Origin of the sequence: Aromatoleum sp. (assembly GCF_032027225.1) — a bacterium.
Classification (GTDB): domain Bacteria; phylum Pseudomonadota; class Gammaproteobacteria; order Burkholderiales; family Rhodocyclaceae; genus Aromatoleum.
Genome location: NZ_JAVSMM010000014.1, coordinates 13,892 through 33,121, shown reverse-complemented (window position 1 = coordinate 33,121; position 19,230 = coordinate 13,892). Strand labels below are relative to the sequence as shown.

At 66.9% G+C, this 19,230-nt stretch carries 18 protein-coding genes; 6 read left to right on the top strand and 12 right to left on the bottom strand.

Translation table 11 applies throughout. From position 1 onward, the window contains the following. Positions 1-72: 72 nt before the first annotated feature. Both gor and ROZ37_RS14990 read right to left on the bottom strand, forming a co-directional pair. A complete protein-coding gene (gene gor, locus ROZ37_RS14995; protein WP_312660461.1) occupies positions 73-1,479 on the bottom strand; it encodes a glutathione-disulfide reductase in 1,407 nt (468 codons plus the stop codon). Between the two features lie 56 nt (positions 1,480-1,535). Beyond that, complete coding sequence (locus ROZ37_RS14990; protein ID WP_312660460.1) at positions 1,536-1,760, bottom strand: hypothetical protein; 225 nt, start codon at positions 1,758-1,760, stop codon at positions 1,536-1,538. Between the two features lie 419 nt (positions 1,761-2,179). Here ROZ37_RS14990 and ROZ37_RS14985 point away from each other — a divergent pair, with 419 nt between their 5' ends. Next, on the top strand, positions 2,180-3,685 hold the full coding sequence (locus ROZ37_RS14985) for an alkaline phosphatase PhoX (RefSeq protein ID WP_312660459.1): 1,506 nt from the start codon (positions 2,180-2,182) through the stop codon (positions 3,683-3,685). 147 nt (positions 3,686-3,832) lie between these two features. Here ROZ37_RS14985 and mfd read toward each other — a convergent pair whose 3' ends face one another. From mfd to amrB, 5 genes are all read right to left on the bottom strand, one after another. Continuing rightward, positions 3,833-7,321 (bottom strand): transcription-repair coupling factor, encoded by a 3,489-nt coding sequence (gene mfd / locus ROZ37_RS14980; RefSeq protein WP_312660457.1) that lies wholly within the window; start codon positions 7,319-7,321, stop codon positions 3,833-3,835. 100 nt (positions 7,322-7,421) lie between these two features. Further along, positions 7,422-8,195 carry an alpha/beta hydrolase gene (locus ROZ37_RS14975; protein ID WP_312660455.1) on the bottom strand — a complete coding sequence of 258 codons (774 nt, stop codon included), beginning with the start codon at positions 8,193-8,195 and terminating at the stop codon, positions 7,422-7,424. Between the two features lie 97 nt (positions 8,196-8,292). Then, entirely contained in the window at positions 8,293-9,366 is a 1,074-nt protein-coding gene (gene amrS, locus ROZ37_RS14970; protein ID WP_312660453.1) for an AmmeMemoRadiSam system radical SAM enzyme, read from the bottom strand. Positions 9,367-9,519: 153 nt separating this feature from the next. After that, entirely contained in the window at positions 9,520-10,065 is a 546-nt protein-coding gene (gene amrA / locus ROZ37_RS14965; protein ID WP_312660452.1) for an AmmeMemoRadiSam system protein A, read from the bottom strand. Continuing rightward, a complete protein-coding gene (gene amrB / locus ROZ37_RS14960; RefSeq protein WP_312660451.1) occupies positions 10,043-10,870 on the bottom strand; it encodes an AmmeMemoRadiSam system protein B in 828 nt (275 codons plus the stop codon). The genes amrA and amrB overlap by 23 nt, the downstream gene beginning before the upstream one ends. 235 nt (positions 10,871-11,105) lie before the next feature. Here amrB and ipdC point away from each other — a divergent pair, with 235 nt between their 5' ends. Genes ipdC through thpR form a run of 4 tightly spaced genes read left to right on the top strand, consistent with a single transcriptional unit; the run spans position 11,106 to position 14,536 of the window. Next, on the top strand, positions 11,106-12,722 hold the full coding sequence (gene ipdC / locus ROZ37_RS14955; RefSeq protein ID WP_312660450.1) for an indolepyruvate/phenylpyruvate decarboxylase: 1,617 nt from the start codon (positions 11,106-11,108) through the stop codon (positions 12,720-12,722). Between the two features lie 51 nt (positions 12,723-12,773). Continuing rightward, the gene (ispD, locus tag ROZ37_RS14950) at positions 12,774-13,478 is read left to right on the top strand and encodes a 2-C-methyl-D-erythritol 4-phosphate cytidylyltransferase (RefSeq protein ID WP_312660448.1); all 705 of its coding nucleotides are present in this window, start codon (positions 12,774-12,776) and stop codon (positions 13,476-13,478) included. A gap of 1 nt (position 13,479) precedes the next feature. After that, entirely contained in the window at positions 13,480-13,977 is a 498-nt protein-coding gene (ispF, locus tag ROZ37_RS14945) for a 2-C-methyl-D-erythritol 2,4-cyclodiphosphate synthase (RefSeq protein ID WP_312660447.1), read from the top strand. Then, entirely contained in the window at positions 13,970-14,536 is a 567-nt protein-coding gene (gene thpR, locus ROZ37_RS14940; RefSeq protein WP_312660446.1) for an RNA 2',3'-cyclic phosphodiesterase, read from the top strand. Before ispF ends, thpR begins: the two co-directional genes overlap by 8 nt. Before the next feature lie 218 nt (positions 14,537-14,754). On the opposite strand, the gene ROZ37_RS14935 is transcribed toward thpR, so the two are convergent. Beyond that, entirely contained in the window at positions 14,755-15,396 is a 642-nt protein-coding gene (locus ROZ37_RS14935) for a glutathione S-transferase family protein (RefSeq protein ID WP_312660445.1), read from the bottom strand. 214 nt (positions 15,397-15,610) lie between these two features. Here ROZ37_RS14935 and ROZ37_RS14930 point away from each other — a divergent pair, with 214 nt between their 5' ends. Then, positions 15,611-16,090, top strand: a complete 480-nt coding sequence (locus ROZ37_RS14930; protein WP_312660444.1) for a YbaK/EbsC family protein — start codon at positions 15,611-15,613, stop codon at positions 16,088-16,090. A gap of 111 nt (positions 16,091-16,201) precedes the next feature. Here the strand turns inward: ROZ37_RS14930 and ROZ37_RS14925 are convergent, their stop codons facing one another. The 4 genes from ROZ37_RS14925 to ROZ37_RS14910 all read right to left on the bottom strand — a co-directional run bounded on the left by ROZ37_RS14925 (position 16,202) and on the right by ROZ37_RS14910 (position 19,139). Beyond that, entirely contained in the window at positions 16,202-16,642 is a 441-nt protein-coding gene (locus ROZ37_RS14925) for a host attachment protein (RefSeq protein ID WP_312660591.1), read from the bottom strand. 187 nt (positions 16,643-16,829) lie between these two features. Next, complete coding sequence (locus ROZ37_RS14920; RefSeq protein WP_312660442.1) at positions 16,830-17,294, bottom strand: NAD(P)H-dependent oxidoreductase; 465 nt, start codon at positions 17,292-17,294, stop codon at positions 16,830-16,832. 105 nt (positions 17,295-17,399) lie between these two features. Continuing rightward, the gene (locus tag ROZ37_RS14915) at positions 17,400-18,239 is read right to left on the bottom strand and encodes a zinc-dependent peptidase (RefSeq protein WP_312660441.1); all 840 of its coding nucleotides are present in this window, start codon (positions 18,237-18,239) and stop codon (positions 17,400-17,402) included. 6 nt (positions 18,240-18,245) lie between these two features. Continuing rightward, positions 18,246-19,139: a DMT family transporter gene (locus tag ROZ37_RS14910; protein ID WP_312660439.1), complete on the bottom strand. Its 894-nt coding sequence runs from the start codon at positions 19,137-19,139 to the stop codon at positions 18,246-18,248. Positions 19,140-19,230: the final 91 nt, after the last annotated feature.

Sequence of the window (19,230 nt, the reverse complement as noted above, 5' to 3'; positions counted from 1 at the left end):
GGTTCAACCCTTCCGCTTGCCCGCTCCGCGGCGTCCCCGGAACCGGAACGCACCCCCGAGTCCGACGGCGATTCAGGACTTCCGCTCGTCAGGCGCCGTGTCGTCGTCCTGCCGCCGTTTCGTCTCCTTCTCCCGCAAGGTGACGAACTCTTCGGCCGCGGTCGGATGAATGCCGATGGTCGCGTCCACGTCCGACTTCTTCGCCCCCATCCTCACCGCGATCGCGATTCCCTGGATGATTTCGGGCGCGTCGGCGCCTGCCATGTGGGCGCCGACGACGCGCTGCGACGCGGTGTCGACGACGAGCTTGACCAGGCTCCGTTCATCACGGCCGCTCAGCGTGTGCCGCAGCGGCCGGAAGTCTCTGCGGTAGATGTCCACCTCGCCGAACCGTTTCAGCGCCTGCGCTTCGGTCAGGCCGACGGTCGCGATCGGCGGCTGGCTGAAGACCGCCGAAGGCAGGTTGTCGTAGTCGACCTTCGTGCGCCGGCCGCCGAACAGGGTCGCCGCTACCGCGAAGCCCTCGCGGATCGCGACGGGCGTCAGCGCGATCCGGTTGGTCACGTCGCCGACCGCGTGGATGCCTGCAATGTTGGTCTGCTGCCAGTCGTCGACGACGATTCCTCCGTCGTCGTCGAGGTTCACGCCAAGCTCGGCGAGGCCGAGTCCTTCGACGTTCGGCTTGCGCCCGGTTGCGAACATCACCGCGTCGAACGCGTTCGGTTGCGCCGACTCGCGTGACCACTCGACGTCGAGCGTGCCGTCGTCGCGTCGGGCGATGCCGGCGAGATCGGTCTCCAGCAAGATCGTGACGCCCTTTTTCCGCATTTCGTTGTTCAGGTGACGGCGGATGTCGTCGTCGAAGCCGCGCAGGATCTGGGCGCCGCGATAGGCGAGCGTCACGTCGGCGCCGAGCCCGTTGAAGATGCCGGCGAATTCGACGGCGATATAGCCGCCGCCGACGAGCAGGATGCGACGCGGCAACTCGCGCAACTCGAATGCTTCGTCGGACGTGATTGCGAATTCGATCCCCGGAATGTCGGGCTTGAACGGGCGACCGCCGGTGGCAACGAGCACGTGCTCGGCGGTGACCGACCGGCCGTCGACCGAGACGGTGTGCGCGGCTGTGAGCTTTGCGCTACCGCGCAGGATGTCGACGCGCGCCCCTTCGAGCAGGTCCTGGTACACGCCGTTCAGACGGTCGATCTCGCGATTCTTGTTGCCGACCAGCCGCTCCCACGAAAAGACCGGTTGCGCGACCGTCCATCCGTAACCGGCCGCGTCCTCGAAGTCGTCGCGGTAATGGGCGGCGTAGGCGAGCAGCTTCTTCGGGATGCATCCGCGCGACACGCAGGTGCCGCCGAGCCGGCGCTCTTCCGCGATCGCGACGCGCGCTCCGCAGGCAGCGGCGGTGCGCGCCGCTCGAACTCCGCCCGAACCCGCACCGATCACGAGCAGTTGATAATCAAAAGATTTCATCGGGCCTTCCTCCCTTCGACTGGTTTTGTGACAGCGTCGGGCCGTGCTTGTTGCCCTCAGGAATATCCGTCCCGGACATCCGGATTTCGACTGATGAAGGTGGCAAGGCCGCGCCCGGCCGTCGCGAGTTGTTTCATGCGCTCGATCTTCTGCGGCGGGATCTTGCGCGTCGAGTAGAGATAGACCTTCGGGTTGTCGCGAAAGACGATCTTCACGCAGTCGTCGCCGATCTCGAACGCGACGATCCCGGATCTTCCGTTCAGGTTCTTGTACCGCTGCATTTCTGCCCACCCGGGCGACGCGCCTGGTTCTCGGCCGCGTCGGCGTTTCGCCGCAAGGATTGCTCGACCGCGCGTCGCTCCGCGAAGGCGGAGGCGAATTCGAGCGGATGGTCGACGGGGCGCCGCAGCTGCAACGCGCGGATCATGATCGGCGTGATGGCCTCCTTCCGTCGGGTGTTCGTTCACCGGGGCGGCGCTGTTCAATGTAGGCCGCGAGACCGCGCCTGAACAGGGCGGGGCAGTGAGGATCGCAACGGGGCAGCTGGCGTCCGCCGAACGAGTACGCGGCAAATTCCCTTGCGGTTCGCACTCTCGGGAAATCGCGTGGGAATTCGCAAGCTCAGCAACGGTCATTAAGCCGTCATGGTCGCCCTGCAGCATGGTGGCTCCTCCCGACCCCACCCCGACCGGAGCGATTCATGACCCATCGTGACGACTATAACGACCTGATCCGCGACCTCACCGTCGCCAACGACAAGAAGGAGCTCGACCCCCATTGGTCCCTCTGCCGACGGGGTTTCCTGAAGAGCGGTGTTGCCGCGATGGCCGCGGTTGCCGTGCCCTACAGCATCCTGGGCGCGAACAAGGCCCATGCACAGGCGGTCGCGTTCAGTCCTGATTACGGGCCGCTCGCGCCCGTCGCGGACGAGGCGACCGGCTACCCGCTGCTGAACCTCCCGGAAGGCTTCAAGTATTGGTCCTTCGGGTGGACCGGCGACATGATGGACGACGACGTTCCGACTCCGGGCAACCATGACGGCATGGCCGTGGTGGCCGCCAACAAGGGGCGCTTCGTCCTGGTGCGCAACCACGAGAAGGGCGGTGTTACGGGTTCGTTCGCCAATCCGGAAGTGACTTACGACCCGATGTGCGACGGCGGCACGACCAACCTGATCTTCGCGCCGAACTCGCAAGGCAAAAAATGGGCCTCCGCGCGCGCCTCGATCTCCGGCACGATCCGCAACTGTGCGGGCGGCCCCACGCCCTGGAATTCCTGGATCACCTGCGAAGAGACCACCAACGGCCTGCACACGCGTCCCGAGTATTCGAAGCAGCACGGCTACTGCTTCGATGTCCCCGCCGTGGGCGATGCTGACCCGGTGCCGCTCGTCGACATGGGCTGCTTCAGCCACGAGGCCGTCGCCGTCGACCCGAGCACCGGCATCATCTACGAAACCGAGGACAGCACGCCGTCGGGCTTTTACCGCTTCATCCCGAACGTGCCTGAGGAGCCGGCGAAAGGCGGCAGGCTGCAGATGATGAAGCTGGTGGTCGCGCCCAATGCGACTCGCATGATCAATGGCGTCGGCTACCCGTACTACGACACCGGCGTGCCCCAACGCCCCGGCACGACCTGGGGCGTGGAGTGGGTGAATATCGACGAGCCCGACAGGCCCTTCATCACCGGCACGACCTACGGCGGCGTCGTTGCCCAGGGCATCATGCAGGGCGCTTCGAGTCTTCGTCGTGGCGAGGGGGTGTGGTACGGCAACGGCATGATCTACGTCTGTTCCACGAGCGGGGGCGTGGTCGGCAAGGGACAGATCTTCGTCTACGACCCGCGCAGGGAGACGTTCAGCGTCGTGTACGAATCGACCGATCGCAACGTTCTCGACAACCCCGACAACATCGCCTGGAGCCCTCGCGGTTCTCTGGTCCTGTGCGAGGACGGCAGCAACGCGATTTCCCGGATGCACGGGCTCACCACCGACGGCACGATCTTCCCGTTCTGCGAAAACAACCTCGACTTCACGGCCACCGGGATGGGTTCGATTTCGCGCAATGGCGTGACCTACACCACCAACCAGCGGGGCGCGGAGTTCGCCGGCGCGACGTTCCAGAACGAGTGGCTGTTCGTCAACATCCAGGCGAATCCGGGCATCACTTTCGCGATCACCGGCCCGTGGAATAACGGCTCCCTGTAACGCGACTCGGCACGCTCGCGGCCCTCGACAGGCCGCGGCGTGCGGTGGACGGCCTTCCGGCCGTCCACATTTCTGCCCCCTCATTGCCTGCCTGCGATGCTCGGGCCTTGCCGGCGCTACAAATCCACCTCCCGGTGGACCGAGCAGTTATCTTCGGCCGCAACCCTCCGACGCCCGCACGGCCTCCAGCAACTCCTTCACGCCCTGCACCCGCAGCTTCAAATTCGGCAGGCTCGCCCTGCGGATCAGGCGGTCGGGGCCCGACATCTTCGTGTTGCGATCTTTCTGGATCAGGAAGATGACTTTGGCAGGATCGATCGGGGCCTCGGGGCCGAACTGGACGCTGATCTGCGCGTCGCTCGCGTCGAGCTTCGCGACGCCGAACGGCTTCACGAGCAGGCGCAGGCGATGGCTTTCGATCAGCGCCTGGGTTTGCGGCGGCAGGTCGCCGAAGCGGTCGATAAGCTCTTCCTGCAGCGTGCGCAGCTCGTCGTCGGACTCGCAGTTCGCGAGCCGCTTGTAGAGGGTCAGCCGCTCCTGCACGTCCGGGCAGTAGTCGTTCGGCAGCAGCGCCGGCGTGTGCAGGTTGATCTCGGAGACGACGTCGAGCGGCTGCGTGAGGTCGGGCTCCTTGCCGGCCTGCAGGTCGCGCACCGCGCGCTTCAGCATCTCGGTGTAAAGCGAGAAGCCGACCTGCTGGATTTCGCCGGACTGGTTCTCGCCGAGCACTTCGCCGGCGCCGCGGATCTCGAGATCGTGCATCGCGAGGTAGAAGCCGGAGCCGAGGTCTTCCATCATCGTGATCGCCTCGAGGCGCTTCTGCGCCTGTGCGGTCGGCTTCGCGTGCGCGTCGGTCAGCAGATACGCGTAGGCCTGGTGATGGCTGCGCCCGACGCGACCGCGCAGCTGGTGCAGCTGCGCGAGGCCGAAGCGGTCGGCGCGGTTGATGAGGATCGTGTTCGCGGTCGGGATGTTGATGCCGGTCTCGATGATCGTCGTGCACAGCAAGAGGTTCGCGCGCTGCGCGGTGAAGTCGCGCATCACGCGCTCCAACTCGCGCTCGGGCAGCTGGCCGTGGCCGACGACGATGCGCGCTTCGGGCAGCAGCTCCGCGAGGTCGTTGTGGACGTTCTCGATCGTCTCGACCTCGTTGTGCAGGAAGTACACCTGGCCGCCGCGCTTGAACTCGCGCAGCACCGCCTCGCGCACGATCCCCTTGCTGAAGCGCTGCACGAAGGTCTTGATCGCGAGGCGCTTCTGCGGCGCGGTCGCGATCACCGAGAACTCGCGCAGGCCTTCGAGCGCGAGGCCGAGCGTGCGCGGGATCGGCGTCGCGGTCAGGGTCAGGATGTCGATCTCGCTCCTCAGCGCCTTCAGCGCTTCCTTCTGCCGCACGCCGAAGCGGTGCTCCTCGTCGATGATCACGAGGCCGAGGCGCTTGAACACGACGTCCTTCTGCAGCAGGCGGTGCGTGCCGATGATGATGTCGACCTTGCCTTCGGCGAGCAGCTTCAGCGCGTCGGCCTGTTCCTTCGCGCTCTTGAAGCGCGACAGCTCGGCGATACGGATCGGGAAGTCGGCGAAGCGGTCGGAGAAGGTCTGGAAGTGCTGTTCGGCAAGCAGCGTCGTCGGCGTCAGCACGACGACCTGCTTGCCGTCGGCGACTGCGATGAACGCGGCGCGCAGCGCGACTTCGGTCTTGCCGAAGCCGACATCGCCGCAGACGAGGCGGTCCATCGGTCGGCCGGATTTCATGTCCTCGACGACCGACTCGATCGCGGCCTGCTGGTCGGGCGTCGTCTCGAAGCCGAAGCCTTCGGCGAAGGCGTCGAGGTCGTGCGGCTTGAAGTCGAAGCGGTGGCCGGGGCGCGAGGCGCGCTGCGCATACAGCGCGAGGAGTTCCGCCGCGGTGTCGCGCACCTGCATTGCGGCCTTCTTCCGCGCCTTTTCCCACTGGCCCGAGCCGAGTCGGTGCAGGTCGACCGCTTCCGGATCGGCGCCGGCGTAACGCGTGATCACGTGCAACTGCGACACCGGTACGTAGAGCTTGTCGCCTTTCGCGTATTCGAGGTGCAGGAACTCGGTCTGGCCTTCGCCGAGATCCATGTGGATCAGCCCGAGATAGCGCCCGATGCCGTGCGAAACATGCACGACCGGATCGCCGGGCTTCAACTCGGAGAGGTCGCGCAGCCAGCCTTCCATCGTCGCGGCCTTGCGCGCGTCGCGCCGCTGGCGGGTGCGGGCGGTGGTCGCGTACAGCTCGGACTCGGTGACGACGGCGATCTTCGCGTCGGGCAGCACGAAGCCGTTCGCGAGCGGGCCGACGCCGAGCGCGAGCGGCGCATCCGAGGTGAGGAAGGCCGCGAAGTCCGCGCTCGCGGCCGGTTTCAGCCCGTATTCGCCGAGGAAGTCGGACATCGTTTCGCGCCGGCCGGGCGCGTCGGCGAGGAGCAGCACGCGCCCGGCGCCGTCCGCCCAGCCGCTGTCGAGGAACTGTTTCAGTCGGTGCAGCGGGTCGGTCGCCTTGCGTTCGACCGAGACGTCCGGCAACGGTGCCGCGACTGCGGCGGCCCCGCCCGACGCCGACTCCTCCCCCGCGGCGATCTGGATTCGCGGCCGATCCTTCAACGCGGTGAAGAAATTTTCCTGGCCGAGGAAGAGCGCCTCCGGCGGCATCACCGGGCGGCTGCGGTCGCCCTTGAGAAAGTCGTAGCGCGAGCGCGCATCGCGCCAGAACGCGTCGATCGCCGCCGGCACGTCGCGATGCAGCACCACCGCCGCGTCGGGCGGGAGGTAGTCGAACAGCGTCGCGGTGTCGTCGAAGAACAGCGGCAGGTAATACTCGACGCCGGCCGGCGCGATGCCGTTCGAGACGTCCTTGTACAGCGACACGCGCGACGGGTCGCCTTCGAAAGTCTCGCGGAAGCGGCTGCGAAAGTGCGTGCGCCCGGCGTCGTCCATCGGAAACTCGCGCGCCGGCAACATCCGGATCTCGGGAACCGGGTAGACGGTGCGCTGCGAATCCGGGTCGAAGGTCTTGATGCTCTCGACTTCGTCGTCGAAGAGGTCGATGCGGAACGGTAGCGCCGCGCCCATCGGGAAAAGGTCGATCAGGCCGCCGCGCACCGAGAATTCGCCGGGACTGACGACCTGGGTCACGTGGGTGTAGCCCGCGGTCGCCATCTGCATGCGCAGCTGCTCGACGTCGAGCCGCTCGCCCTGTTTAAGGAAGAAGGTGTAGGCGGCGAGAAAAGCCGGCGGCGCCATCCGGTAAAGCGCGGTGGACGCCGGCACGAGCACGAGGTCCGCCTCGCCGCGGCTCACCGCATAGAGCGTCGACAGGCGCTCGGAGATCAGATCCTGGTGCGGCGAGAAGCTGTCGTAGGGCAGGGTTTCCCAGTCGGGCAACAGGTGGGTGCGCAGGTTCGGCGCGATCCAAGCGATCTCTTCGCGCAAGCGCTGCGCGTCGAGCGGGTTCGCGGTGACGAGCAGCAGGCGACGGCCGTGGGTTGCAAGTTGCGCCACGGCGAGCGCGTCGGACGAGCCCGCGAGGGCGGGCAGGTCGAGGCGCGCGCCGGCTTTGGGAATGGCGAGAGCCGCGAGTTGCGGCAGCAGGGAGTCGAGCGGATGGGGCATCGAATGGGACGGGGATGGGCCGTGGCGGCGAGAAAAGCAGGGGGACGATTATAAGGCGATCGACCGGCTGCCACGTCCGGCTGGCGTTGCAGGGCCCGAGTTACTCGTTCGATGCGTGCCGGCCCCCGGTCGGCGCCTGGAGTGTCGGCAGGCCGGATGACGGTGCCGCGGATGAGGATGCTGCGGCGGCGGATGACGGTGCGGCGAGTGACGCGGCCGATGGGGTTTGCGGTGGCGGGAGCTTCTGCACGAGCCAGTCGGCGACCAGCCGGGCCAGTTGCTCGATCGCACCCGGCTCGGCGAATTCCTCGCCGACATCGAGGAGCGTCTGCCAGTCCCGCGGTGCGCCGAGATGTTCGTAGGCGCTCATCAGCATCGGCGTGTGCGGATCGGCGGCGCCGACGACGAAGCGGACCGGCGTCGCCAAGCTGTTGAGCGGCGTTGCGCCCGCGAGGTCGGGTCGGCCCGCGCCGCAGACGATCGCGGCGAAATGCTCGGGAGACTTCCACGCCGCGCGGATCGCTGCGCCGCTCGCGGTTCCGCCCGCGACGAGTCCGACGGCGATTCCGGCGAGCGGCGGCTGATGTCCGATCCATTCGGCGACCGCGAGCACCCGGTTCGCCATTTGCGGCACGTTGAAGCGCGCATCCGGGTCGCGGGTCTCCTCGTGGGCGGTCAGCAGATTGATGACGAGGGTGGCGAACCCGGCTTGCTGCAGGATTTCCGCGACCGCAGCCTCGGGCGAGTCCGCGCGCGCTCCGCCTGCCGAGCGCAGCAGTACCGCCAGGCCGCGCACGTCGGGCGCGTGGGCGAACTCGCCTTCGAGCCACGCGCTGCCCGCCGGGATGCTGATGGTCGTGTGTCGGAGTTTCACGTCGATCCCGCTCTGCCGGCTCGTTTTCCGGACGGTATGAGGTGATGCGAGGATCGCACGGCGCCGGCGCCGGAACAAGCGGCCCGGCCGCCGGAACTCAGGCGCCGCGGTGAATCGCGACCGGAATCCGCCGCGCGCCGAATGCGCGCCCGAAATGCCCGAAACGTCCCGCGAGCGGTGTGCCGCACGCGAGGCAGGCGCCGTTGTCGTCGAGCGCGTAGTCGAGGATCTCGTACCAGTCGCGCTTGATGAGCGCCTTGCCACAGCCGGTGCAGCGCGTCGTTCCGCCTTCGGTGTCGTGGACGTTGCCGGTATACACGTGCCTGAGACCTTCGCCGAGCGCGATTTTCCGCGCGCGGGTCAGCGTCGCCGGCGGAGTCGCGGGCGTGTCGGGCATCTTGAAGTCGGGGTGGAACGCGGTGAAGTGCAGCGGAACTTCGGTGCCGAGCTCCTTCGCGACCCAGCGGGAAAGGGCCGTCAGTTCCTCGTCGGAATCGTTCTGCCCGGGGATCAGCAGCGTCGTGATCTCGACCCAGACGCCGGTCTCGTGGACGAGCCATTTCAGCGTATCGAGCACCGGCTGAAGGTGCGCGCCGCAGAGCTTGACGTAGAACTCGTCGGTGAAACCCTTCAGATCGACGTTCGCCGCGTCCATTTCCGAGTAGAAGTCGCCACGCGCCTCCTCGGTGATGTAGCCCGCGGTGACGGCGACCGTCTTGAGGCCGCGCGCATGGGCCGCCTTTGCGACGTCGACCGCGTACTCGAGAAAGATCACCGGATCGTTGTAGGTGAAGGCCACGCTCTGACAGCCCCATTGTTCCGCAGTGCGCGCGATTTCCTCGGGCGAAGCCTGGTCCATCAGCCGGTCCATGTCGCGCGACTTCGAGATGTCCCAGTTCTGGCAGAACTTGCACGCGAGGTTGCAGCCGGCGGTGCCGAACGAGAAGACGCTGGTGCCGGGGTAGAAATGGTTGAGCGGCTTCTTCTCGATCGGGTCGATGCAGAAGCCCGAGCTGCGCCCGTAGGTCGTCAGCACGACCTCGTCCGCTTCGCGCATGCGCACGAAGCACGCGCCGCGCTGGCCTTCGTGCAATTTGCAGTACCGCGGACAGACGTCGCATTGGATGCGCTCGTCTTCGAGTTTGTGCCAATGGCGTCCCGGATGATTCATCGGCCTCACCGTTCACCGCTTCGGCACGACATCCGCGTTCCGAAGCGCCTGCTGTCGAAAGGTGGAACCGCCAGGGCTTCTATCGCGTTCCGATGCGCGGCCGCCGGCGATGCCGAGCGACGCGCAGGGCGGCTTCCCGCTCCTGCCCGTCGATCATTCCTGCCACTTCCGGACGGTATAACTCGCGGCCATCAGGTTGTGCATCGAACGGATGCCGCCCTTGCGCAGGAGCGCGTCGAGAAAGTCGCGCGGATCGGGAAGCTGCTCCCACACTTGGGGCAGGAAAGTCGCGCTGCGGCAGCCGCTGAACAGCATCAAACCGTCGATGCCCGGCCGCAACTGGCCGAGCAGGTCGTCTTCGTCGGCGAAATCGAGGAACTGCGGTTCCGATAACAAAGACACTTCGACCCGGATATCGTTCAGCTCGTGTACCCCGACCGGCAGGAAGCGCGGGTCTCGCGTCGCGGCGCCGATCGCATTGAGGACAACGTCGTGGCCGAGCGCGCGTTGCGCCCGGACGCTGCCGATGCAGCCGCGCAGGTCGCCCGAAAGCCGCAGCGTGACGAAGGTCGCCCCGCGGCTCGCGAGCCGCGCGTCGTCGACGGGGGGGACGTCCTTCACGCCGAGTTCGTGCTCGATTGCGTGACGCGCGCGATCGAGGAGGGTCGGGCCGAGTTCAGTGTCGGGCAGCAGGAGCATGGACGGGGGACTCGCAGAAGGCGACGCTTGCGTAGCCGACGACGCGCGCACGATCGCCCGCGGTGTCGCCGGAATTGCGCAGATCGAGCAGCTGGGGCTCGAGCCCGTGCTGCGAAGCGACCTGGATCAGGCCGTTCACCGGCGTCGCGCCGCACGCCTGCTCATGATCGAGCTGTGCACGCATCCTCAGGATCTGCCCGACCGTGCCGCGGTCGGTCATCTGTGCGTGGGAATAGGGGTGGTAGTGCGACAGGTCGGAGCTGATCACGATCAGCGTCTCGGGTCCACCCCAGAGCTGGGTCAGGACGTCGGCGACCGCAGCGGGACTGGCGTTGCCGACGACGAGCGGTGTCAGTTCGAATGCGTCGAGCACCGTTTGCAGGAACGGCAGCTGGACTTCGAGGCTGTGTTCGAACGCGTGCGGCCGGTCATCGACGACGACGTCGTGCCGCTCCCGCAGCGTGCGCGAGTCGTCGTAGCTGAGCGGAACGAGGCCGAGCGGCGTTGAGAAGAACTGCGCCGCCGGCAGCGCGAAGCCGGCGACCGGGACGCGGTGCGCCGGCCCGAGGAGGACGACGCGGCGGATTGTGTCGCGCAGCGAGCCGAGCGTCGCGTAAGCCGTCGCGGCAACCGGACCGGAATAGACATAACCGGCGTGCGGCACGATCAGGGCTTTCGGCGACGAGACGGTTTCGAGCGGCACGGCCGCCGACAGCATTTCGCCTATCTGGGCCTGCAACGCCTGCGGGTCGTTCGGATAGAACTGCCCGGCGACTGCGGCCGGGCGAATCGAAGCAGTAGCCATGGGATCCCTTGCTGAAAACGAGAACCGGAGCCGCGGGGAGGGGGCGGCTACGGGCATTATAGGCCGCGCGCGAAGGGCCCGTGACCGCGGCTGCCCGCAACGAGTCGGGACGTGTCGCTGCTCGCCGAATCAAAAAATCGTTGGGGCATAAGATTGCGTTTGAATCGCGAAAAAGAAAATAAAATGCTTCGATGGTGCGCGTAATCTGGGGCTTCAACCCGTGCATGGAGTCATCATGAATCTCTCCCAAGTTCTTCTGACTGCGTTGCGCGACCATGGCGCACGCGAGATTTTCGGCATCCCCGGCGATTTCGCGCTGCCGTTCTTCAAGATCATCGAGGAGTCGCGAATCCTGCCGCTGCATACGCTGAGCCACGAGCCCGGCGTCGGCTTCGCGGCGGACGCGACCGCGCGCTTCCGCTCGGGGCTCGGCGTCGCCGCGGTCACGTACGGCGCAGGCGCGCTGAACATGGTGAACGCGGTCGCCGGGGCTTATGCCGAGAAGTCGCCGGTCGTCGTGATCTCGGGCGCGCCCGGCTCCGGCGAGGCGACGTCCGGTCTGCTGCTGCACCACCAGGCGAAGACGCTGAATTCGCAGTTCGAGATCTACCGCGAAATCACATGCGACCAGGCGCGCCTGACCGACACGCGCACCGCGCCGCGCGAGATCGCGCGGGTGCTCGCGAGCTGCCTGCGCGAATCGCGCCCGGTCTATATCGAACTGCCGCGCGACATGGTCGGCGTGCCGTGCGAGCCGGTCGTCGCGGAGGCGTCGAAGGCGGCCGATCGGGAAGCGCTCGCGGCCTGCGTCGACGAAGTCCTCGCCCGGATCCGCCGGGCCGCATCGCCGGTCCTGATGGTCGGCGTCGAGGTGCGGCGCTTCGGGCTCGAGACGAAAGTCGGCGAGCTCGCGCGCCGGCTCGGCGTACCGGTCGTCACGAGCATCCTCGGCCGCGGCCTGCTGTCGGGCATCGAGGCGCCGCTCGTCGGGACGTATCTCGGCGTCGCCGGGCGCCCGGAAGTCACCGATCTCGTCGAGCAGTCCGACGCACTGCTGCTGCTCGGCGTGATCATCTCGGACACGAACTTCGGCGTGTCGTCGCGCCAGATCGACCTGCGCAAGACGATCCAGGCGCTCGACCAACGCGTGTCGCTCGGCTATCACACCTACGCCGACATTCCGCTCGACGCGTTCGTCGATGCGCTGCTGGAGCGGGCTGCGGAACCCGCGCGGGTAGTGACGGTGGAGCGCCGGAGTTATCCGCGCGGCCTGCAGGCCGATGCGGAGCCGATCACGCCGAACGACATTGCGATCGCGATCAACGATTTGATGGATGCGCACGGGCGGATGCCGATCGCGGCCGACACCGGCGATTGTTTGTTTACCGCGATGGACATCGAGCCGACCGCGCTCGTCGCGTCCGCCTACTACGCGACGATGGGCTTCGGCGTGCCGGCGGGGCTCGGGCTGCAGGCCGCATCCGGCGAACGGCCGCTGATCCTCGTCGGGGACGGCGCCTTTCAGATGACGGGGTGGGAGCTCGGAAACTGCCGCCGCTACCGCTGGGACCCGATCGTGCTCGTGCTGAACAATTCGTCGTGGGAGATGCTGCGGACGTTCCAGCCGGAGTCCGAGTTCAACAACCTCGACGACTGGGGCTTCGCGTCGATGGCGGGGGGGCTCGGCGGCGACGGGGTGCGGGTGCGCACGCGCGCCGAGCTGCGCGCCGCGCTCGAACATGCGATCGCGACGCGGGGCCGCTTCCAGCTGATCGAGGCGATGATTCCGCGCGGCGTGCTGTCGGACACCCTCGCGCGCTTCGTCGCCGGCGTGAAGCGCCTGACGAAGTGAACGCGAAGATCACGGCATTCGGGGGGCTTGGGCGCGGTTAGAATCCGCGCCATGCAGAATTTCCATCCAAAACATTTCGCCGTCGTCCCGGCAGCGGGCAGCGGCAGCCGCATGGGGGCGGTTCGCCCGAAGCAGTATCTGCCGCTGCTCGGCAAGCCGCTGATCTTCCATTCGCTGTCGGTGCTGTGCGGCGCGCCGGAGATCGACAAGGTGTTCGTCGTGCTGTCGGTCGACGACGCCGAATGGGGCAGCCACGACTGGTCCGCGCTCGGCCCGAAACTCGTGCCGCTGTTCTGCGGCGGCCCGACGCGCGCCGACAGCGTGCTCGCCGGGCTGCGCGCGATCTCGCGCGAGGCCGAGCAGTCCGACTGGGTCCTCGTCCACGACGCCGCCCGCCCGTGCCTTGCGGCCTGGCACATCGAGAAGCTCGTTCGTGAACTCGCCGGCGACGAGGTCGGCGGCCTGCTCGCGGTGCCGGTCGCCGACACGCTGAAGCGCGCGGACGGCCATCGCCGCGCGATCGGAACGGTGCCGCGCGACATGTTGTGGCAGGCGCAGACGCCGCAGATGTTCCGCTACGTGATGTTGCGCCGCGCGCTCGAAGCGGCATCCAACGTTACCGACGAGGCGAGCGCGATCGAGGCCGCCGGCCTGCATCCGCGTCTCATCGAAGGCGATGCGACGAACCTGAAAGTCACTTTCCCGCTCGACCTGCATCTGGCCGAGTGGATCCTGTCGAACCGCGAGGCTTGTTGAAATGAGCATTCCATTCCGCATCGGGCAGGGCTTCGACGTGCACGCGCTGGTGCCCGGCCGTCCGCTGATCATCGGCGGCGTGACGATTCCGCACGACCGTGGTCTGCTCGGGCACTCCGACGCCGACGTGCTGCTGCACGCGCTGACCGACGCGCTCCTCGGCGCAGCGGGCCTCGGCGACATCGGGCGGCTTTTTCCGGACACCGATCCGGCTCATGCCGGCGCCGATAGCCGCGTGCTGCTGCGCCAAGCCTTCGCGGCGGTACGCGCGGCGGGCTTCGAGGTCGTGAACATCGACGCGACAGTGATCTGCCGCGCGCCGAAGATCCTGCCGCACGCGCCGCAGATGGTGGCGAACATCGCCGCGGACCTCGCGGTCGAGGCGTCCGCGGTGAACATCAAGGGCAAGACGACCGAGAAGCTCGGCTTCACCGGTCGCGGCGAAGGCATCGCGGCCCAGGTCGTCGCATTGCTCGCGCGGAAAGCGGGCGATGCCTGACGGCTCGCCGCTCGCGAAGCCGCCGCCGCCCGCGCGCGTGTTCTTCGCGCTGTGGCCCGCGGCGCCGGTCGCAAAACGGCTGCACGCGCTCGGCGGCGAGGCGCATGCGCTGTGCGACGGCCGCCGCATGCGCCGTGACACGCTGCACATGACGCTCGCGTTCATCGGCGATGTGGCGCAGGAACGCCTTGCCGCGCTGCTCGCGGTCGGCGACCGCGTCGGCGCCGCGGCCTTCACGCTTGCGCTCGACCGGCTCGCCGGCTGGCGGCACAACCGCATCGTCTGGGCTGGCGCGCACGAAACCCCGCCGCCGCTCGCGGCGCTCGTCGGCCGGCTCAACGGCGAACTCGCGGCGGCCGGGTTCCCGGTCGAGCAGCGCAGCTTCGCGCCCCATGTCACGCTTTTGCGCAACGCGCGTGCGACCCTGCCCGAGCGCACGGTCGACCCGATCGAGTGGCGCGTCGACGGCTTCGCGCTGATGGAGTCGCTAAGGCGCGAAGACGGCGCCCACTACACGCCGATCCGGCAGTGGTCAGTCAGCGGCGGGACGGGCAGGTAAGGGCGCGTTCGCTCTTCACGCGCTGGTCCCGCATGGAGTCCTTCCGCCGCCATCGGCTTCACCGCCGAGGGGCATTCCGGGCGGCAACCGGAAATCGTCAGGCCCCAGCGTGTCGAAGCCCCGCGAGACCCCCACTGGCGGGTGCGGGGCGGACGGACGCATTCGAGCTGTTCAGAGCCTTCCAGGTTGCCCCTTGCCGGGATTCGGGGCGGTACGCCTCACGTCCAATGTGACGGCCAGGTGCGCGCGAAGTACGGCAGGCCTTCGATCCGGGTCATCCACGCAGCGGTCTTCGGACCGATCCGCTCTCGGAGTCCGAGGTCGGGCTTGCGCTTCTCGATTCGCAACGCAAGCGCAATGATCGGATAGAGCGTGAAGTCGGCCGCCGACAGTTCGCCGGCGAGCGTGTCTCCGTGGATCGTCGACTCCCAGCGGTCGAGCTCGCCGATGAACTCGTCGCGCGCATCCATGATCGGCTCGGGGCGCCATCGCGCCTGCTCGGTGTAGAGGATCTCCGCGACGAACTTCTCGAGCGCGTCGGCCGCGTACTGGTCGGCCTCGCGCACCATCCGGCGAATCAGCGCCCGTCGCCCGATGTCACCCGGAAAGAGCAGCGGCGGCTCGTCGTAGCGTTCGTCGAGATATTCGAGGATGGCCGCGGATTCGTAGAGCGACACGCCGTCGTCGACGATAGCCGGCACCTTTCCGCGTGGGTTGATCGCAAGGTATTCCGGCTTCTTGAGGTCCCCTGCATCGAAAGACAGGACTTTCTGCTCGTACGGGATGCCCTTGTGTTCGAGCGCGAGCCACACCCGCCAGGAATAGGGAGAACCGCCGCCGTGATAGAAACGCAAGGCCATCGCGACACCTCCGGGCGCGTATCCGACTGGGATTTTCTTTCTAGTCCCGCTCCGGGCCGGCCGCAAGCGCGCTCGTCGGACGCGCCCCCGACCCGGCAGTCTCGCGGTCGGCGTCCTAAAATGAAACAGGTGGGCGCCGCGGCAGAAGCTGCGGGCGAACGACCCGCGAACGAGGCGGCCCGTTGCCGGGAGATCGAAAGCGAGGAGAACGACCATGGCGATCGCGTCGAAGGTTCAGGAGTACATGAGCGAGCACGGCTTGCGCTACGACGTGCTCACGCACCCGCATTCATACAGCAGCATGGAGACGGCGCAGCTCGCGCGCGTGCCGGGAAACTGTCTCGCGAAATCCGTCGTGCTCGAGGATGAGGACGGTTACCTGATGGCAGTGCTGCCATCGACCCATCACGTGCATCTGGGCTGGCTCGGGAAGGAGATGAACCGGCAGTTGCGCTTCGTCGGCGAGGATGAAATCTCGACGCTGTTCGAGGACTGCGAGCCGGGTGCGATTCCGCCGCTTGGCGCGGCCTATGGGTTGCGGATGGTGATGGACGACAGTCTGGCCGACCAGGACGAGATCTATTTCGAGGCCGGTGACCACGAGAAGCTGATCCAGATGAGTCGCGCCGATTTCCTGGCGATGATGGAGACCGCGCAGCACCTGCATTTTAGCGAGCATCACTGGCGGCACTGAACCGCGGCGAAATCGGATGGCAACAAACGAAGCGGGGCGCCAAGCGCCCCGCGGCTCATCGGGACCGCGTGCTGCGGTCCCTGCGTCTCCTGACGGGAGACGGTCGACGAATCAGAGGAAAAGGCAGGAAGCGAGGCGCTCCCGGAGCACGGGTTCGGGCTCCTTCGTGTAGTCCTTTTCGAAACGATCGGTGATCAGCTGCGCGGTCGGATTGTCCAGGACGGCATTGAGCATGCCCATGAAAGCGGGCGGGGCGAACACGATGGCGCGTCCAAACGCGTTCTTCGCGCGCCCGAGATAGAGTTCCTGTGCGATCTCCTGTGCGAAAAGCTTTGCTTCGTAGGTTTTCGGAGCGGTCTGTGGCAGCTTGCTGCCCTGTCCGCTGGCCGCCGTCGCCTGATGGCCGGAACGGTCGGTGACCAGTTCCGAGTTTTTCTGTCGACTTTCCGGATGGATCAGTTCCTTGACCAGTGTCAGCCCCTTGTTCGGGCCGAGGTTCGCATACAGCTTAGCCAGACTGGCGTTGGCAACCAGAATCCAGGTAATAGCCATAAATCGTCCTCCGGGAAGAGCAGTAAGGTTGATACTCATTTGCTGCTCTTCAAGCTTAGACGCCCCCTCCGGGGGTGGCAAATCGAATTTGACGTGAACGTAAACCGGGCGCCGAAAGCGCGCGTGGTGCCTGATCTATATCGACATCGACAGTCGAAAACGATGTGCCGGAAATTTGAAGAGCATTTCAGAATATGCCCAACGAGATTCCGGTGGCGAGGGCTTCGCCCAGCGCTTCGCAGTCCGCGAGCGCCTCGTCGGTGACCGAACCGCGGGCGATCACCGCGTCCGATACGAGTTTCCAGCCATAGCCGAGCGCGATGCGCCCGATCTCGCGGACCGCGCCGCTGCCGTCGTTGCCCGCGCTGACGAAAACCGCGTAGGGCAGGCCGGTGAGCTTGCCTTCGCACGGATAAAAAGTGCGGTCGAAGAAGTCCTTCAGCGCGCCCGACATGTAGCCGAAGTTCTCCGGCGTGCCGAGCAGCAGTCCATCGGAAGCGAGGAGGTCGTCGACCCCGGCCTCAGACGCGCGCTTGACGATCGTGTCGATCTCGTCGACGCGCCGCGCGCCGCGGACGACGGCTTCCGCGAGCCGCCCGGTATTGCCGGATTGCGTGTGGAAGACGACGAGGAGGCGCTTGTGTCCGGTCACCGGACTAGCCTTCGTGACGACACGCAGGGCGTAAAAGCGAAGCGCCTTCCGCCGAATGTACAACGCCGGAGAACCGGCCTATGACGGATAGTACGGTTGCAAGTCTCATGCGATGCCGTCCTCGTCGGACTTGGCGGAGAGGTCCAGCTGGACCTCTCCGCCTGCGCGTCTTTGCTCGCGGACGCGCCGCTCGCCTGCCGCCGGGTCGAGGCGGTAGAAGCCGCGAAGCTGTTCATAGACCGCGGGAAATTCGTGCTCCATCTGGCAGGGCGATTCGAAGAAGGCTTCGGAAGCAACGGCGAAGAACTCGCCCGGGCTCTCGGACGCGTACGGGTCGAGAAAAGTCGCTTCGCCCGCGTCGACCTCGGCGCAGAAACGCTGATACGCGTCGTTGAACGCAGCCGCCCACGCGCTGCGGCTCATCCCGACCGGCAGTTTGGGCAGCCCGTCGACGCCGCCGTTTTCCATGTCGAGCTTGTGCGCGAACTCGTGGATCACGACGTTGATGCCCGTCGGCGCGTCGCCCTCGTCGTACCACGACACCAGCACCGGCCCGCCCTCCCAGGCTTCGCCGAGGACTTCGTCGTCGTATTCATGGACGACGCCGCTCTCGTCCATTTCGTGCCGCCGGATGACGAAGTCCCCCGGATAGACGACGACGCCGACCCAGCCGCGGTAGGCGTCGAGGCCGATCTCGAGAATCGGCAGACAGGCCTGCAGCGCAATCGCGAGCAGGATATCGTCGCGCAGCACGAGGCCCTGCGCGCCGTGGAACTGCTTGTCCACGAGGAATCCGCGGGCGAGTTCGCGCAATCGCTCGCGCTGATCGCCGTCGAGGAAATCGAGAAACGGCAATCCTGCTTCGACGCGGCGCCACATCGCGGGCGAGACCGTCAGCCCGGCTAGCTTGCGCGCCCGTCGCCATTTGCGAAGAAATTCCAGCATCGTCGATCAGCGCGCGAGTTTCCGGGTGGTCAGGAAGATGCCGAAAAAGACGAGCGCGATGCCGACGAAGTGATATTGGGCCGGCCGTTCGCCGAGAAAGATCGCGGCGAGAATCGACGCGAACACCGGCATCAGGTGGATGAAGAGCGACGCGCGGTTCGGGCCGACCGCGGCGACGCCCGCGTTGTAGAATACGTAGCCGAGAAAGCCCGGAAAGATTCCGACGTAAAGAATGCCCGCGATCGCTGAAAAGCTCGCATCGACGTGACGGCCGCTCGCGACTTCCCACGCGTACGCGGGAACCAGCGCCGCGACGCCGACGACGGTGAAGGCGGCGAGCATCAGCATCGGGTCGACGCCGGCCGGCCGCCACTGCAGGCCGACGGTGTAGATCCCCCAGATCAGCACTGCGAGCAGCATCCACAAGTCGCCGGTGTTGAGCGACAAGCCGAGCAGGGTTTCCGGGCTGCCGCGCGCGATGAGGGTCATGACCCCGGCGAGCGAGACGACGACTCCCGCGGCTTCGAGCCGGCTCAGGCGTTTGCCGAGCAGCACGAACGCGAGCGCGATCGTCGCGATGGGCGTGAACGAGTTCAACAGCGTCGCGCTCGTCGCCGTCGTGTATTGCAACGCGATGTACGCGAAAGTGTTGTATCCGCCGACCCCGAGCAGTCCGAGCAGGAGGACGGCGCGCCAGCCCGCCTTGAGCTGCGGCCATTGCGCGCGCAGATGGGGCAGCGCGAACGGCAGCACGAGCGCGAGCGCGATCGTCCAGCGCCAGAACGCCAGCGCCATCGGCGGGACCGCTTCACGCAGTCCGCGCCCGATCACCATGTTGCCGGCCCAGAACAGCGCGGTGAGGGTCAGGAGCACGTAGGGGTTGGGGGTGATCTTGCGCATTGGCATTGTCGTTTTCGGCGAGCCCCGGATGATCGCACACGGTTCGGGATCCGACGTCCCCGTGGGGCGTGGATGACGGCCAGTATGGGAT

Excerpts from the sequence above, each read along its gene's own strand:
- ROZ37_RS14985 (WP_312660459.1), top strand. The coding sequence starts at position 2,180 with ATGACCCATCGTGACGACTATAACGACCTGATCCGCGACCTCACCGTC.
- ipdC (WP_312660450.1), top strand. The coding sequence starts at position 11,106 with ATGAATCTCTCCCAAGTTCTTCTGACTGCGTTGCGCGACCATGGCGCA.
- gor (WP_312660461.1), bottom strand. The coding sequence starts at position 1,479 with ATGAAATCTTTTGATTATCAACTGCTCGTGATCGGTGCGGGTTCGGGC.
- mfd (WP_312660457.1), bottom strand. The coding sequence starts at position 7,321 with ATGCCCCATCCGCTCGACTCCCTGCTGCCGCAACTCGCGGCTCTCGCC.
- ROZ37_RS14910 (WP_312660439.1), bottom strand. The coding sequence starts at position 19,139 with ATGCGCAAGATCACCCCCAACCCCTACGTGCTCCTGACCCTCACCGCG.
- amrB (WP_312660451.1), bottom strand. The coding sequence starts at position 10,870 with ATGGCTACTGCTTCGATTCGCCCGGCCGCAGTCGCCGGGCAGTTCTAT.
- ROZ37_RS14925 (WP_312660591.1), bottom strand. The coding sequence starts at position 16,642 with ATGGCTATTACCTGGATTCTGGTTGCCAACGCCAGTCTGGCTAAGCTG.
- amrS (WP_312660453.1), bottom strand. The coding sequence starts at position 9,366 with ATGAATCATCCGGGACGCCATTGGCACAAACTCGAAGACGAGCGCATC.
- ROZ37_RS14990 (WP_312660460.1), bottom strand. The coding sequence starts at position 1,760 with ATGCAGCGGTACAAGAACCTGAACGGAAGATCCGGGATCGTCGCGTTC.
- ROZ37_RS14930 (WP_312660444.1), top strand. The coding sequence starts at position 15,611 with ATGGCGATCGCGTCGAAGGTTCAGGAGTACATGAGCGAGCACGGCTTG.
- ROZ37_RS14915 (WP_312660441.1), bottom strand. The coding sequence starts at position 18,239 with ATGCTGGAATTTCTTCGCAAATGGCGACGGGCGCGCAAGCTAGCCGGG.
- ispD (WP_312660448.1), top strand. The coding sequence starts at position 12,774 with ATGCAGAATTTCCATCCAAAACATTTCGCCGTCGTCCCGGCAGCGGGC.
- thpR (WP_312660446.1), top strand. The coding sequence starts at position 13,970 with ATGCCTGACGGCTCGCCGCTCGCGAAGCCGCCGCCGCCCGCGCGCGTG.
- ispF (WP_312660447.1), top strand. The coding sequence starts at position 13,480 with ATGAGCATTCCATTCCGCATCGGGCAGGGCTTCGACGTGCACGCGCTG.
- ROZ37_RS14935 (WP_312660445.1), bottom strand. The coding sequence starts at position 15,396 with ATGGCCTTGCGTTTCTATCACGGCGGCGGTTCTCCCTATTCCTGGCGG.
- amrA (WP_312660452.1), bottom strand. The coding sequence starts at position 10,065 with ATGCTCCTGCTGCCCGACACTGAACTCGGCCCGACCCTCCTCGATCGC.